The organism is Bradyrhizobium sp. CAR08, assembly GCF_052871955.1.
Genome location: NZ_JBIXJX010000003.1, coordinates 201,164 through 215,131 on the forward strand (window position 1 = coordinate 201,164; position 13,968 = coordinate 215,131).

Genomic DNA, 13,968 nt, shown 5'->3' on the forward strand with positions numbered 1-13,968 from the left:
GCGGGGGCTTCGCCATTGTGGTTCTCCTTTGGCTGATGTTGGGTGGCTTGGTGGCCGCTAAGGGGGCCGTAGGGGTGTTTTCGAGAAGTGCACGACAGAGGTGGTGCCGCACGGCACCCCTGTGGGCTGCTAAATGCACCGGGCTCTATAGGGACTGACCCGCAGGCTGTTGCGATCGCTGAGGAATTTAGCCGGGCAGTTCCCGTAAAGCTACTTAGGGCCTATCCTCGGGTCTATAGTGGCCATAGCGCAGGGTATTGGAAGTACTGAGGAATTCTCCCAAGTTTCAGGTCCTCTACCTCGCTGGGTGTCACGAGGGCCCTAGAGGCTGCGAGATGCTCCGAATCTACCGCTCAGTGCCCACCTAAGGGCACATAAGCAGCCCGGACGCCTGAGGCTCCCTGACACTAGGGGTCTTCAATAGTGAAGTACCCGCAATTAGTTGAAATCACGCGCCTTTTTCGGCTCAAATCTCAGTTTTTTCGCTGCCTTAAGTTGCATATCCCTTCATAGTACAACGAGGCGATGTTTAGCCCGATCCGGAATGCAGCGGCCGGAGAGGAATCATTGAACACACCTTCTAACCTTGCCATCGCATCAAGGCACCCGCCGCCGCCGCCCGGTCGTCGCGGATACGGTAGATCGTTTGCCGGCTAAGGCCCGTTGCGCTGACGATTTCCCCGATGCCCGCTGAAAGGTCCAACATATCGCAGGCGATTGAGAACTGCTCTTTGCTAAAGCTCGGCTTTCGGCCGCGGTACTTGATCTCGCCCTCCGTCGAGCGAGCCAATGCTATTCCGCCGCGCTGCGCCTCCTTCATCGCCTCCGCATTTGCCTGCGCGGTCGCTGCCATGAAAGCGATGAGGGCGTCCCTGACGGCCTGCTGCATGGGGTCTCTCGTCGCCCCGTCGAAGGTCAGACCGTTGATCACCGTTCGGATAACGACGCCCTGTCGCATGAACTGCCGAATGGTATCGCACACATCTGCGTAGTTGCGACCGAGACGGTCAACCCAGCGTACGACCAGCGTGTCCCCGCTGCGGAGAATGTCGAAGAGGCGCCTTCCTTCTGGCCGGTCTGCGAGAGACGTAGTGATGCCCGAGACGCCATGATCGGCAACTATCCGGTCTATTTTGAAGCCAGCCGCCTCCGCCTGTTGGCGCTGGTGTTCGATTGTCTGCTCAGCAGTCGAAACGCGAGCGTAGAAGATCACAGCCATGGGCACGGCTCCCTGTTGTCCATTAGGGTGGTGTCCGTTGAATATCATGTCCGTTGAGTAAAATCAATCCTAACGGACTCGCCTGAGGCCCTGACCCAAATGACCGTAAGGGTATACCTCAACGGACAGATAATCAGCCGAAAAGTGTAGCGAAGCACCTCTGCACGCGGCTAGACTCAGCGCAGAACCACTGGGGCTACTTCTATATCTATATAAAACCCCCTCACCCTGGCTGAGGCCGTGCCAAAACTGTCTCGCGCTGACCGCGATCTCCTCGCAGAGAAGCGGCTGCTGGTGAACCTCAGGGCGCACGGGGTCGCTATCGCTCGAACGCTTGAGCAGAAAATTGGCGATGGCGGCCCGTACAATCAGCGCATCGACCCGCACATCCTGACCCCCGTCCGAAATCGACTAATCCAAGAGGGGACGATCAGAGAACACGAGCACGGCGGCGTCACTTGGTACTTCCCAGCCGATATCACTCAAGCCAAGCTCGACGAGAGGTACCACGCGCAACTGCCGGTCTATCAGCAACTGCATGCGGGTAGCCTACCGAAGCGACTGGGCCAGACGCTAGAAATCGCCACCTACAAAGCCCTGCTCGACGGGCCTCTTGAGGAATTCTCCGGCCGGTACTTCGATCTGACCTCGCATGACGACAGCGCTATGTATCGGAAAGAAGAGCCCCCACAACACATCGGTCGCCGCACATTATCCGGAAACCAAAATCTCGATTTCCTGATACGACATCCGACTGCTGGCTATCTCGGTGTCGAGTGTAAGAACGTTCGCGTGTGGCTATACCCGCAGGACGACGACATCACGGAGGCACTGCAAAAGTGCCTGGCTCTAAATGCCGTTCCAGTCATCATCGCCCGGCGCATTCCTTACGCCACGTTTGCCGTGCTCTCACGCTGCGGGGTCATTATTCACCAGACTTACAATCAGCTGCTGCCCTCCGCGGATGCCGAAATTGCCGCACTTGCGAAACAAAAAGACTTGCTAGGGTTTCATGACATCCGGCTGGGAAATGAGCCAGATGGCCGCATGGTCAAGTTCATTACGAAAAACCTGCCGCTTATCGCCGACGAAGCTCGTCGCAAATTCGACCAACACAGTGACCTGCTCGACGGCTTCGTGAACGGACATATGAGCTACGCCGAGTTTGCTGGCCGATCGGGGCGTCGGTCGCGAGGTGAGCCGGAAGATTTCGACGAAGATCTGCACCCACCGTTCGAAGAGCCCTAATCATTCGGGCCTCCGCAGGAGAAAGAAGCGGACTTGCTTCGGCCTTCGTGTCGATTGCCCCCGTCCCGTCTCAGGGCTTCAATCCAATAGATGACTAGGCGAGTAACCGTTCGGCGGCGCTTCACCTTTTGAAAACGTGGCAAGCATTGAGGAGAGGAGTGGGTTCTCGCAGAGCCGACGCCCGCACCGGCGCAAGCTTCCCGTCCCGCTTTGGGCAATGGACCCTGTGATCATGGTTACGGTGATCTTGGTTGGAGCCGGAGGGGAATTAGGGGTTCGAGCCTAGCTTTGAGCCGAGCCCGACGGCGGATAGTACAAGCCGGGGAGAGGCTTATCGGCCAGCCAGTAGCCGAGCTTGGGTAAGTTCACGAAGCGTCCTTTTTGGCGCCAGAGGATGGTTCCGACGTTCTTGTTGACGTCACTCCCCACAAGCAGCACGCCTCTTTCTTTAAGCATCTCAACGATTTGGCTGCGCGTCAACGGTCGCCCAGCCTCTTCAATCAGCCGCGCCGCCTGGTCAGCAATCTCATGAGGAGGTGTGGCGTTGCGCACACGTGAAGTGGCGCTCGGCCAGTCCGTCGGTACGTCGAACAGCGTGGGCTCGGTCAGACGCCCGATGCGCTCTTGGATTTTCTCAAGCTGAGCAATCGTCTGATCCGTCTCGTTGAGTCGTGCCACAAGTTGACTCCTGAGCGCACGAAGTCTCTTGAGTGCTGCATCAACGTCTGACATGCCCAGCTCGCAAATCGGCGGTTATCCCCGCAAATCTATTATGACCCCGGTTTGAACGCATCGCAACTCTTTCGGCGGAATCGTGGTTAACGGATTCTTAACAGGGCATCAAAAAGGCCGACGCAAAGTTGTGTGCCGGCCTGAGTTATGCTACATACGAGTCGGTAAATCGAAAAAGCCCCGGGGACGGGGGTCCCCAGGGCCTTAACTCGATTTCCAGTGCCGCCGGGAAGCCGACAACCCGAAGGTACTCGACTGGACGGCAGGCGCATTCGACTGTGAGAAGTCAATTGATACTCGCCTTTCTGCTTGGTCGCAACACGAACGTCGGAGAAAGGAGAACGAACATGCGAAGAAAACCAAACAAGCCACATCGCCAAGTCATCTTCAGGCGCTATCGCACTCTCGCCGACGGCACCGTGTTAGATGCTCGCGACTACGGCTTCAAAGCGTGGCCAATGCACCTCAAGTAGCTGCCGCCACGAAAGACGCGAATAGTTTTTCGCCCGGGGGCAACTCCGGGCGAAATCCAAAGGGCAAGCAGTCGCCCGGCTTTGACCCCAGTAAGCCGAATTACATCGGCACCAACCTCACCGCGTTCCCATACTTTCTATAGTTATAGTGGCCGCGACATGCCCAAAATCCAGAGGGCTACAACCCACATCAGCCGAAAGATGACACAAAACATCTTCAGGGCATTCGACTACGCGAAGGCTCGCGATGTGCCTCTAAACCGGTACGTAGTCCTGCACCTCCGAGAGAGTGCCGAACTATCCGCAACGACTATCTTCGAACGCATCCGACACAAATACCGGGACTGGCTGGCCTATCATGCACGCAAGCTGGGACATCCGTTACCTCCGATGTACGTCTTCAGCTTCGAGGCTCCCGGGTCTCCTCACGTGAACTGGGTCCTCCGCGTCCCCCCTCGTCTCGATAAGGAGTTCATTGCGAAACTGCCTCACTGGATCGCGAAGGTGCAGGGCCCGCTCTCCCCGTTTGACCTCGATGTAAGCTCAGTGAAACCGAGCGCTGGAGATGCTTACAAGGCCCTCGCCAACTACGTCGCAAAGGGATGCGACCCCGCTTACCTCGCCCACTTCTACCTAACGGGACTTCATGCGGTGCACGGTCCTCAAGGCACGTTTTGGGGGAAGCGTGCGGGCGTCAGCCCCTCTCTAAACAAGACTGCTCGCGGTGCATCCGGCTACAACGCTCGACTGCGGCGAGTCGAGCCAATTCGATCTGACGATGCTCTGGCGACAGCTGCAAAAGCGAAAGCATATCTCTAAGTGACGGTGCACCCAGTGAGAGCTAGCCGCGCCTGATTCATTGCGAGCCAAGCACCAGCCCCCTAGGGGGGAAACGCCGTTGTTGCGGGGTAGGTATCACCTCTCGCGTACGACACCCTACTTCGAAGATCGGCCGGAGCCAGCGCTCCTCAATGCCCGCTGGCGCCCCTAGTCATCCTGGAGATGAGTCACTCGGCGGGGTTCCGCCCGGCACAAACCTGTGTAACAATGATCCGACTGAATGTTAAAACACTAACGAAATCAGTCGACTTGCCGACCGCCGTCGCATTCCTTTCCTGGGCACCATCTCCTACTCAAGCGATTGAAATCGCTTTTGCAGGGAATTTGAGCTGCTGACCGGTACTCAAAACCGAGGCACGGCGCTCATGGCGTACCGAATGGCCTACATCGCTCGTCGGGTCGGCTCGGATCGCAGGCGATCTGGAGGCGGCTGGCTTCAGTCGCTCAGGGAAGCGCTACGCGCCGACAGCCGTTGCCCGGATACCAGGTGAGCTATGAACGACGTCCACCGCGCTCGCGGCCGAAGCCGTCATCGCTATGTGGGAAAAGGTCGGCAAAGCTGATGACCCCAAGCGCCTAAGAGGTCTCAATGCTCGTTGACCGCGGCGCCGAGCTTGATCAGGCTCAGCGAGCGGTTCGCGGTCTCGCGCAGGCGGCAGTAGCTCGCGCTGCCCCGGTACATGCCGGGATCGACCTTGTCGAAGACCGCGCAGAAGCCATCACGCGACGCGGCGAAAGTTTTCTGCGAGTCATTGACCGCCTTGATCGCGTCGGCGAACCCGCCGGCCTGAACCTTCTTTAGCGCCTCATTGGTTTTCTGCGTCCAAATGGCGAGTTCGCGCGCCGCGCAGGCTTTCCATTTGGCGACATCGTCATTCGCGCCCTCTGCCGCTTTGATGCAGGGGTCGGCGACGAGCCCAACGCACGCGCCGCCGAAACCGCCGGTTTTCTCCGCGGTCTTCAGGCAGCCATCGATCACCGCAAGTTCGGCTGGCGCGATGCCTTGGGCGAAAGCCATCGATGCGATCGGGAGGCTTGCTGCGAGCATCGCGACGGCAAGCTTGAGCTTCATTGGAGATCTCCGTTCGACGCATCGAAAATATGGAACAGAACACCACTGCGAGCGCATGAAGCTCAGAGAGACGGTAGACCGGCGGCTGTGGCGGAAGGGCCGGACGTCGAGGGCGAAGGGAAAACGAGGGGGTATGCGGCTTCGGCTACGCCTCTCCAATCAATGCCTTTGATGTGCCTTGACCTGACTTACGGGATTTTCGACCAATAGGTGATACATGCAACTTTGGTCATCGAAGGCCCAGCGTTGGTTCACCTGAATGTGGAACAGGAGCTACGCTGACGAATAATGACGGCGGGACCGCTTAAGGCACGCACTGGCGATCTCCACGCTGCGCGGTCGCGGTCTCGCGGGCCTCCATTTGGACAACTGAAGGTGACGATCGAGTCTTTTCCTGGGCACCACACCCAACCCAAGTCGTTGAATTGCTCCCGCCGGTGACACCACCTCCGCCCCCGAAGCCGGTGACAGCGCCGCCGCCGCTGCCGAAACCGGTAGCTGAAGCGATTTCGGGCATTTTCCAGCAATGCGATTAATAACAGCTCGGGGATGAGACGATGCAGGTCCGCTTTGAAGATTTCCAAGTGTAAACAGCTGCTTGGGAGGCCTCGGAAGCCCGCCGTTGAGCGGAATTTCATTCCGCCAATCCCCCCTCGGTTGCATAGTCCGAATTTACCCCACTTTAGACAAACTAGCTCTAAGTCAGCGGGCAGGCTCGCATCCGGCCGTCGGCGAGCGCGGAGCCATCGGGCTCGCTTTGTCGTGGGGGAAGCGGTGGATCAGCATCAGGTCTGGCACGAGCCGGCATTCGACAAGGCTGCGAACGCGATCAGCCCGTTTCTCCTAAGATCGGGAATTTATCTGTTCCTGATCTCGTTCATCTGCCTGTTCTACGTCTTGAACGCGCCGCTTCTGCTCGGCCATTACGATCTGGGCTGGCATCTGGCGGCCGGAGATATCATCCGGGAGCGCAACGCCATCCCGCTCCGCGACCCCTGGTCGTTCACCCACGGCGACAAGCCATGGCTCAACCTGTCCTGGCTCTGGGACGCGCTTGCCAGTGCGACGTTTCAATACGCAGGCTTTGGCGGCCTCGTCCTGCTGACGGTGGCCTGCGGCGCAGCGATCGTCGGCATCCTGACCGCGATCTCTCTCGGCTATGGCGCGTCGGCGATCGCGGTCTGCGTCTCGGTCTTCTTGGCCTGCCTGCTCTATCCCGCTTACGAAGCTTCGCCGAACATGTATCTCGCGGTCTCGCCGAATGCATGCACGATGTTGTTCTGCGTCGTCTTCTATCGCGAATGCCTGCGACGAACGCGATGGTTCGTGCTTCCCGTGTTGATGGTGCTCTGGGCCAATCTGCACGGCGGTTTTCTGCTCGGCTTTTTCGTGATCGGCGTCTTCTGCGGCGGCGCCGTGCTCAGAGCGGCCTGGGCCGACCTCAGGATTCTTGCTCTCGCGGGGATCGGGTGCCTTGCCGCGACCTTCGTCAATCCGCTTGGCTGGAATATCTATGCCGGTGCCGCCGCGACTATGGGGCACTTCGTCCAGGGCAATATCGGCGAATGGCTGTCCTACTATCACAACATGGAAATGCCGGGCAGCATTCCCGGCATACTGTACATGTTGGCCTTCGTCGCGCTCGAGCTTCGCTACAGAAACTCCAGACCGATCCCGCTCGAGCCGAGATTGATGTCCTGGCTGTTCCTGATTCTGGGGCTGTATCAGTTCAGGTACATCGCTTTTTTCTTCATCTTCTCGACCGCGCCGATGGCGCTTCACCTCAGCCGCTTGCTGCCTGAGCGTCTCACCGGTCGGGACGTGAGGGGAGCGTTGCTGGCCGCCGGCATCGTCGGTCTCGGCACCCTGCCGATGGCCTATTTGAACGTTGCGCCGGCGCTCGCACTTCCGCCGATGCTGTCGAGCGAAGATGCCGGCTATCTGCAAAAGCATCTCGCAGGTCGGCGGGTCCTGAACAATTGGAACGTCGGTGGCTACCTGATCTTCGCGACGCACGGCACCGTCCCCCCATTCGTCGATGGTCGCGCCGCGACCGCCTATCCGGACGATTTGCTGCGCGACTATTTCAAGCTGGTGAGCTGGGAGATCGACGAAGCCGCGTGGGACATGGTGCTCGACAAATACCGGATCGACGCCGTGCTGTGGGTGAAGGCGCACGAACAGCTGCGGCGATTTCTGGTGGAGCGGCGAGGCTGGCGCGAGCAATACACCGGCGCTTACGAGACCGTTTACGTCAGGCCGCAATCCGGTTTGGCCGGCGAAGCCAAAAGACAATGACGACTGGCGCCGCGGCTCTGTATGACCAGCCGCGCCTGATGCTTGCGCCGGCGGCTGCCAGCGGATACATCGCGGCCGGCCCTCGCCAGCATCTGTCCCGGGGATTAGCCTGCAAAGCGCACCGATTCGATTGAGGTTTGAAACGCCATGACCGTACGCCTGCACCGCGGCGACCTGCCCGATCTGTCCCGCTATACCGGAGCGGTGGCGATCGACACCGAGACCATGGGCCTGAACCCGCATCGCGACCGGCTCTGCGTGGTGCAGCTCTCGCCCGGCGACGGCAGCGCGGACGTGGTGCAGATCCCCAAAGGTCATACCGACGCGCCGAACTTGAAGGCGCTTTTGGCCAATCCCGCGAACACGAAAATCTTCCATTTTGCGCGGTTCGACGTCGCGGTGCTGTACCAGACGTTTGGTGTCATGACCGGGCCGATCTACTGCACCAAGATCGCCTCCCGCCTGATCCGCACCTATACCGACCGCCATGGCCTCAAGGACCTCGTGCGCGAGGTACTCAATGTCGACCTCTCCAAGCAGCAGCAATCGAGCGATTGGGGTTCCGACAGCCTGACCGAGCCGCAGCTCGCCTACGCCGCCTCCGATGTGCTGCATCTGCACGGCTTGCGCGAGCGGCTCGATGCCATGCTGGCGCGGGAAGGCCGCACGGCGCTGGCCAAAGCCTGTTTCGACTTCCTGCCGACCCGCGCTTTGCTCGATCTCCAGGGCTGGGCCGAAGAGGACATTTTCGCGCATTCCTAGAGTTTAGCGCGGCGGCAAGCTGGGCGGTCGCCCCGTTTCAGACACTTTCGTAACGGCCTGTCGCGGGCTGCATATTTTGGCGTTGCCGGCTACAATGGGGCGCCCGCCAGCCGGACCAGGCGAGCGACACCTCAGGAGCCCAGGTGAATTCGGCCCATAATCCCACCTACGACGCCGCACTTGCGGCGAAGTTCGCCAGCGCGGCGCGCCACAGCCGCCTGGTGCGGATTCTGCGCATCGCGGTGCCGACGACAGTGGCCGCGGCCATGGGTCTGCTCGTCCTCATCTCGACCATTTTCAACCCGTTCCAGATCCCCGTGAAGCTCGACTCCGGAAATCTCGTGGTCACTGGCACGAAGATCACGATGGAATCGCCGCACATGTCCGGCTTCACGCCGGACCAGCGGCCCTACGAGCTCTGGGCCAAGACCGCGACCCAGGACATCACCGATCCCGATCATGTCGATCTCCATGATTTGCGCGCGAAGGTGCTGATGGAAGACCAATCGACCCTGTTCCTCGATGCCCGCACTGGACGGTTCGACAACAAGCAGCAGCAGCTCGACCTGCACAAGGACATCTTCCTGCGCACCTCGACCGGCTACGAGGCGCGGCTGAACTCGGCCTTCGTCGACATGGGCAAGGGCACGGTCTCCTCGGACGAGCATGTCGACGTCAAGCTGACCAACGGAACGCTGACGGCCGATCGGCTGCGGATCACGGAAGGCGGCGACGTCATCCGCTTCGAAGGGAATGTGGTGATGCACCTCGACAAGCTGGACGATCCTGCCGCCGCTCAGCCCGCGCCGACTGAACCCGCGCCGGCTGCGAAGACACGTACGCCCCAGAACAAGTCCGCCAATTCAAAGTGATTTTCATGATCAGGTTTTTTCCGCGCAACGACGGCAAGCGGCGCGTCATCCCGGGTGCGGCCGCGCTCGCCGTCGGCATCGCACTGGTCGCAACGGGTGCGGCGATCGCGCAGAGCACGATGCAAGGCGTGCCCAACGCGATGCAGGGCTTCTCGCAGAACCGCGATCAGCCGATCCAGATCGAAGCCGCCTCGCTCGAGATGCGCGACAAGAAGAAGGAAGCGACGTTTTCCGGCAATGTGAAGGTCATTCAGGGCGACACCACCATGACCTCGAAGACGCTGGTGGTGTTTTACGATTCGGGCGGCGACAAGCCGACCGCGCCGCAGCCTGCGGCAAAGGCGGCAAAGGGGGCGCCGATGCAGTCGGCGACGCCGGGACCGGGCGGCAACTCCTCGATCAAGCGACTGGAGGCGCGCGGCAATGTCGTCGTCACCCAGAAGGACCAGGTGGTCACGGGCGAGACCGCCGTGTTCGACACCCGCACCAACCTCATCACCATGCTCGGGGGCGTCGTCCTGACGCAGTGCAAGAACGTGCTGCGCGGCGACCGGCTGGCGGTCGACATGACCACGGGCGTGTCGCGTGTGGAATCCGATAGCGGCCGGGTGCAGGCGCTGCTGCCGCAGGGCGGCGGCAATGATTGCGGATCCGGAGGCGCGGGCAAGCCCGGCGCGGGACCTCTGCAATTGCCTGGCGCAACCAAACCCAAATAAGTCAGCGTAGACCCAAGCCCGTCAAAGTAAATTTGAAGAATGATTTCAGACGCTTGGGTCGATCATCGCCGATCCGAGGTTGAAGCTTGCGTGCCGAGACTGTATCTAGCGCGAGGGGCTTTCGAAGCGGGGTTCGCCGCTTTTCGGGCGTGTTTCACTGGGCATGAGACATCCCTTCATTCATGCTGCGTCGGCGAATCCTGAAGCCGGCGCGGCAGATCGCGCGAAGACCGCGCAGGATCGTCGCGAAAGGCTAGAAGGCGGGGATGGTCGATCTCTTCAGCATGTTCCGTCGGCGCCCCGCCAAACGCGGCCGGCCAGGATTTGCGCGCCAGGACATCACCGCGCTCGGTGACAGCGTCGGCGGCCTCGTGGCCAGCCCTGTCAGGGACGCGCCGCCGATCGCCCGTAACCAGCCGATGCACGCACCCGATCAGTTCCAAGGGGACTATCAAGCCGAGCAGCCCCGGGCCCAGGCGGTTCATCCCGTGAGGGCTGCCGGCAGGCCCAACGGGTCCGGCGGGCCTCAGCTCTTGAAGCGGCCGGGCTTCCTGGCTGTGCATAGCGTGGAAAAGAGTTTTGGCAGCCGCCAGGTCGTGCGCGGCGTCAGCATCTATGTGCGCCGTGGCGAAGCGGTAGGCCTGCTCGGCCCCAACGGCGCCGGCAAAACCACCGTGTTCTACATGATCACCGGCCTGATCAAGGCCGATCGCGGCGCGATCGAGCTCGACGGCCACGACGTCACCAAGCTGCCGATGTATCAGCGCGCGCGGCTCGGGATCGGCTATCTGCCGCAGGAGGCCTCGATCTTCCGCGGTCTCACCGTCGAGCAGAACATCCGCGCCGTGCTCGAAGTGGTCGAGCCGTCGCGCAAGAAGCGCGAGCAGCAGCTCGACTCGCTGCTCGACGAATTCAACATCACGCGCCTAAGGAAATCGCCGTCGATTGCGTTGTCCGGCGGTGAGCGGCGCCGCGTCGAGATCGCGCGCGCACTAGCGACGCGTCCGAACTACATGCTGCTCGACGAGCCCTTTGCCGGCATCGATCCGATCGCGGTCGGCGACATCCAGGACCTCGTCCGCCATCTGACCAACCGCGGCATCGGCGTGCTGATCACCGACCACAATGTGCGCGAGACGCTCGGACTTACCGATCGCGCCTACATCGTCTATGCAGGTGAAATCCTGACCGAGGGGAGCCCGGATGAGATCGTCGCCGATCCGGACGTGCGCCGCCTTTACCTTGGCGAGGAATTCCGCCTCTAGCCCGTTTTTCCAATTCGTCAAGACGTGTACATCGGGCTTGGACTAGGATAAGCAAAAATCGGACCAACTTTTGGGATCGGTTCTTGCTTCATGGCGCTTTCGCAGAGATTAGAGTTCCGGCAATCGCAGTCGCTGGTCATGACGCCGCAGTTGATGCAGGCGATCAAGCTGCTGCAATTGTCCAATCTCGATCTCACGACGTTCGTCGAAGAGGAACTCGAGCGTAATCCCCTGCTGGAACGGGCCAATGACGAGCCGCCCGCGGGCGAGGGCCCGGCCGAGACCGGCCAGTTCAATGACAGCGACGGCGGCCACAACGACGAGCCGGGCGGCGGCCCGGGCGAAGCCTTCGAGCCCGGCCAGGAAGAGTGGATGAGCAAGGATCTCGGCACCCGCGCCGAGATCGAGCAGACCATGGACACCGGGCTGGACAACGTCTTCTCCGAGGAACCCGCCGAGGCGGCCGCGCGCAACGCCCAGGATGCGGCGCCGACCACCTATACCGAATGGGGCGGCGGCGCCTCCGGTGACGAGGACTACAATCTCGAAGCCTTTGTCGCCGCGGAGACCACGCTCGGCGACCATCTCGCCGAGCAGCTCTCGGTTGCCTTCACCGGGGCCGCGCAGCGCATGATCGGCCAGTATCTGATCGACCTCGTCGACGAAGCCGGCTATCTGCCGCCGGATCTCGGCCAGGCCGCCGAACGGCTGGGCGCATCGCAACAGGACGTCGAGAATGTTCTTGCCGTACTGCAGAAATTCGATCCGCCCGGCGTCTGCGCGCGCAATTTGAGCGAATGCCTGGCGATCCAGCTCCGCGAGCTCGACCGTTACGATCCCGCGATGCAGGCCCTGGTCGAGCATCTCGACCTCCTCGCCAAGCGCGACATCGGAGCCTTGCGCAAGGTTTGCGGCGTCGACGATGAGGACATCGCCGACATGATCGGCGAGATCCGCCGGCTCAATCCCAAGCCCGGCATGAAGTTCGGCACGGCCCGGCTCCAGACCATGGTGCCCGATGTCTATGTCCGCCCGGGACCCGATGGCGGCTGGCATGTCGAGCTCAACAGCGACACCTTGCCGCGCGTGCTGGTCAACCAGACCTACTATTCGCAGCTCTCGAAGAAGATCGGCAAGGACGGCGACAAATCGTATTTCACCGATGCGCTTCAGAACGCGACCTGGCTGGTGCGTGCGCTCGACCAGCGCGCCCGCACCATCCTGAAAGTCGCAACCGAAATCGTGCGCCAGCAGGACGGCTTCTTCACCCATGGTGTGGCGCATCTGCGACCGCTGAATCTGAAGGCCGTCGCCGACGCCATTCAGATGCATGAATCCACGGTGTCGCGCGTCACCGCCAACAAATACATGGCGACCAATCGCGGCACGTTTGAGCTGAAATATTTCTTCACGGCCTCGATTGCCTCGGCCGATGGCGGCGAGGCTCATTCGGCCGAAGCCGTGCGCCACCACATCAAGCAGCTGATCGATGCGGAGGCGCCCTCCGCGATCCTGTCCGACGACACCATCGTGGAACGCTTGCGCGTCTCGGGCATTGATATCGCCCGCCGCACGGTCGCGAAGTACCGCGAAGCCATGCGCATTCCTTCCTCGGTGCAACGCCGTCGCGACAAGCAGAGCGCTCTTGGTAACGTCGTCTCCACCGCCATGGCCGATCGCTCCCGCAATCCCGAACCGGCCTGATTGCGCCGGCGCGAAATCGCGCTACTCTCGATCTGCTATCGGGCCCAAATCCAGGCCAGGCACGAACCAAGTGAGGTTCACATGACTCTCCGCATCTCGGGAAAGAGCGTCAACGTCGGCGAGGCCCTGCGCGGCCGCGTCAACGACCGGACTGAAGAGGTCCTGCGCAAATATTTCGACGGCAATTACTCTGGTCACATCACGCTGAGCAAGGACGGCTTCGGCTTCCGCACCGACTGTGCGCTGCATCTTGATTCGGGAATCACGCTCGAGGCCGATTCCAACGCACCGGACGCCTATGCCAGTGCCGACCAGGCGCTGGTGATGATCGAGAAGCGGCTCAAGCGCTACAAGAGCCGGCTCAAGGATCGCTCCGCCCGCAAGGCCCATGTCGCCTCCGCGGCGCTGGCCGCGATGGATGCCACCAGCTACGTGCTGGAGGCACCGGGCGAGGGTGAGGATGAGGACGAGATCACCGGCTACAGCCCCGTCATCATCGCCGAGGCCACCACCTCGCTGAAGCCGCTGTCCGTGAGCGAAGCGGTCATGGAACTCGACCTCAGCGGGGCGCCCTGCCTGGTGTTTCAGCACGGCTCCTCCGGCCGGGTGAACATCATTTACCGCCGGGCCGACGGCAATGTCGGCTGGATAGACCCCCCGGGGGTCAAGACGGACGGCAAGGTGGGTGGCAAGGCGTGAGGCCGTCGGGCGACGCTCTGGGGGCCCCGCACCGGGGCCCCTTTCCGCCTTAACAATGACCGGGGCAA

The 13,968-nt window shown here is 61.3% G+C and carries 12 protein-coding genes; 9 read left to right on the plus strand and 3 right to left on the minus strand.

Features of this window, described 5'->3' with window-relative positions; translation table 11 throughout:
• Positions 1-580 precede the first annotated feature (580 nt).
• Positions 581-1,219 (minus strand): recombinase family protein, encoded by a 639-nt coding sequence (locus ACIPUD_RS08440; protein ID WP_446480377.1) that lies wholly within the window; start codon positions 1,217-1,219, stop codon positions 581-583.
• A 240-nt stretch (positions 1,220-1,459) separates the two neighbouring features.
• Here ACIPUD_RS08440 and ACIPUD_RS08445 point away from each other — a divergent pair, with 240 nt between their 5' ends.
• The gene (locus ACIPUD_RS08445) at positions 1,460-2,467 is read left to right on the plus strand and encodes a hypothetical protein (RefSeq protein WP_446480378.1); all 1,008 of its coding nucleotides are present in this window, start codon (positions 1,460-1,462) and stop codon (positions 2,465-2,467) included.
• A 282-nt stretch (positions 2,468-2,749) separates the two neighbouring features.
• On the opposite strand, the gene ACIPUD_RS08450 is transcribed toward ACIPUD_RS08445, so the two are convergent.
• Entirely contained in the window at positions 2,750-3,199 is a 450-nt protein-coding gene (locus ACIPUD_RS08450; RefSeq protein ID WP_446480379.1) for a hypothetical protein, read from the minus strand.
• A 632-nt stretch (positions 3,200-3,831) separates the two neighbouring features.
• Between ACIPUD_RS08450 and ACIPUD_RS08455 the strand changes: the two genes are divergently transcribed.
• Complete coding sequence (locus ACIPUD_RS08455; RefSeq protein WP_446480380.1) at positions 3,832-4,491, plus strand: hypothetical protein; 660 nt, start codon at positions 3,832-3,834, stop codon at positions 4,489-4,491.
• A gap of 607 nt (positions 4,492-5,098) precedes the next feature.
• On the opposite strand, the gene ACIPUD_RS08460 is transcribed toward ACIPUD_RS08455, so the two are convergent.
• The gene (locus ACIPUD_RS08460; RefSeq protein ID WP_247413098.1) at positions 5,099-5,491 is read right to left on the minus strand and encodes a lysozyme inhibitor LprI family protein; all 393 of its coding nucleotides are present in this window, start codon (positions 5,489-5,491) and stop codon (positions 5,099-5,101) included.
• Positions 5,492-6,358: 867 nt separating this feature from the next.
• Between ACIPUD_RS08460 and ACIPUD_RS08465 the strand changes: the two genes are divergently transcribed.
• The 7 genes from ACIPUD_RS08465 to hpf all read left to right on the plus strand — a co-directional run bounded on the left by ACIPUD_RS08465 (position 6,359) and on the right by hpf (position 13,900).
• Positions 6,359-7,882: a hypothetical protein gene (locus ACIPUD_RS08465; RefSeq protein WP_085349912.1), complete on the plus strand. Its 1,524-nt coding sequence runs from the start codon at positions 6,359-6,361 to the stop codon at positions 7,880-7,882.
• Positions 7,883-8,029: 147 nt separating this feature from the next.
• A complete protein-coding gene (locus ACIPUD_RS08470) occupies positions 8,030-8,644 on the plus strand; it encodes a ribonuclease D (RefSeq protein ID WP_007598566.1) in 615 nt (204 codons plus the stop codon).
• Between the two features lie 143 nt (positions 8,645-8,787).
• A complete protein-coding gene (gene lptC, locus ACIPUD_RS08475; protein WP_085362035.1) occupies positions 8,788-9,516 on the plus strand; it encodes an LPS export ABC transporter periplasmic protein LptC in 729 nt (242 codons plus the stop codon).
• 5 nt (positions 9,517-9,521) lie between these two features.
• Positions 9,522-10,232: an LptA/OstA family protein gene (locus ACIPUD_RS08480; protein ID WP_166517706.1), complete on the plus strand. Its 711-nt coding sequence runs from the start codon at positions 9,522-9,524 to the stop codon at positions 10,230-10,232.
• Between the two features lie 266 nt (positions 10,233-10,498).
• Positions 10,499-11,497 (plus strand): LPS export ABC transporter ATP-binding protein, encoded by a 999-nt coding sequence (gene lptB, locus ACIPUD_RS08485; RefSeq protein WP_085349909.1) that lies wholly within the window; start codon positions 10,499-10,501, stop codon positions 11,495-11,497.
• Between the two features lie 90 nt (positions 11,498-11,587).
• Positions 11,588-13,201 carry an RNA polymerase factor sigma-54 gene (rpoN, locus tag ACIPUD_RS08490; RefSeq protein ID WP_446480381.1) on the plus strand — a complete coding sequence of 538 codons (1,614 nt, stop codon included), beginning with the start codon at positions 11,588-11,590 and terminating at the stop codon, positions 13,199-13,201.
• 81 nt (positions 13,202-13,282) lie between these two features.
• Entirely contained in the window at positions 13,283-13,900 is a 618-nt protein-coding gene (gene hpf / locus ACIPUD_RS08495; protein WP_026233016.1) for a ribosome hibernation-promoting factor, HPF/YfiA family, read from the plus strand.
• Positions 13,901-13,968: the final 68 nt, after the last annotated feature.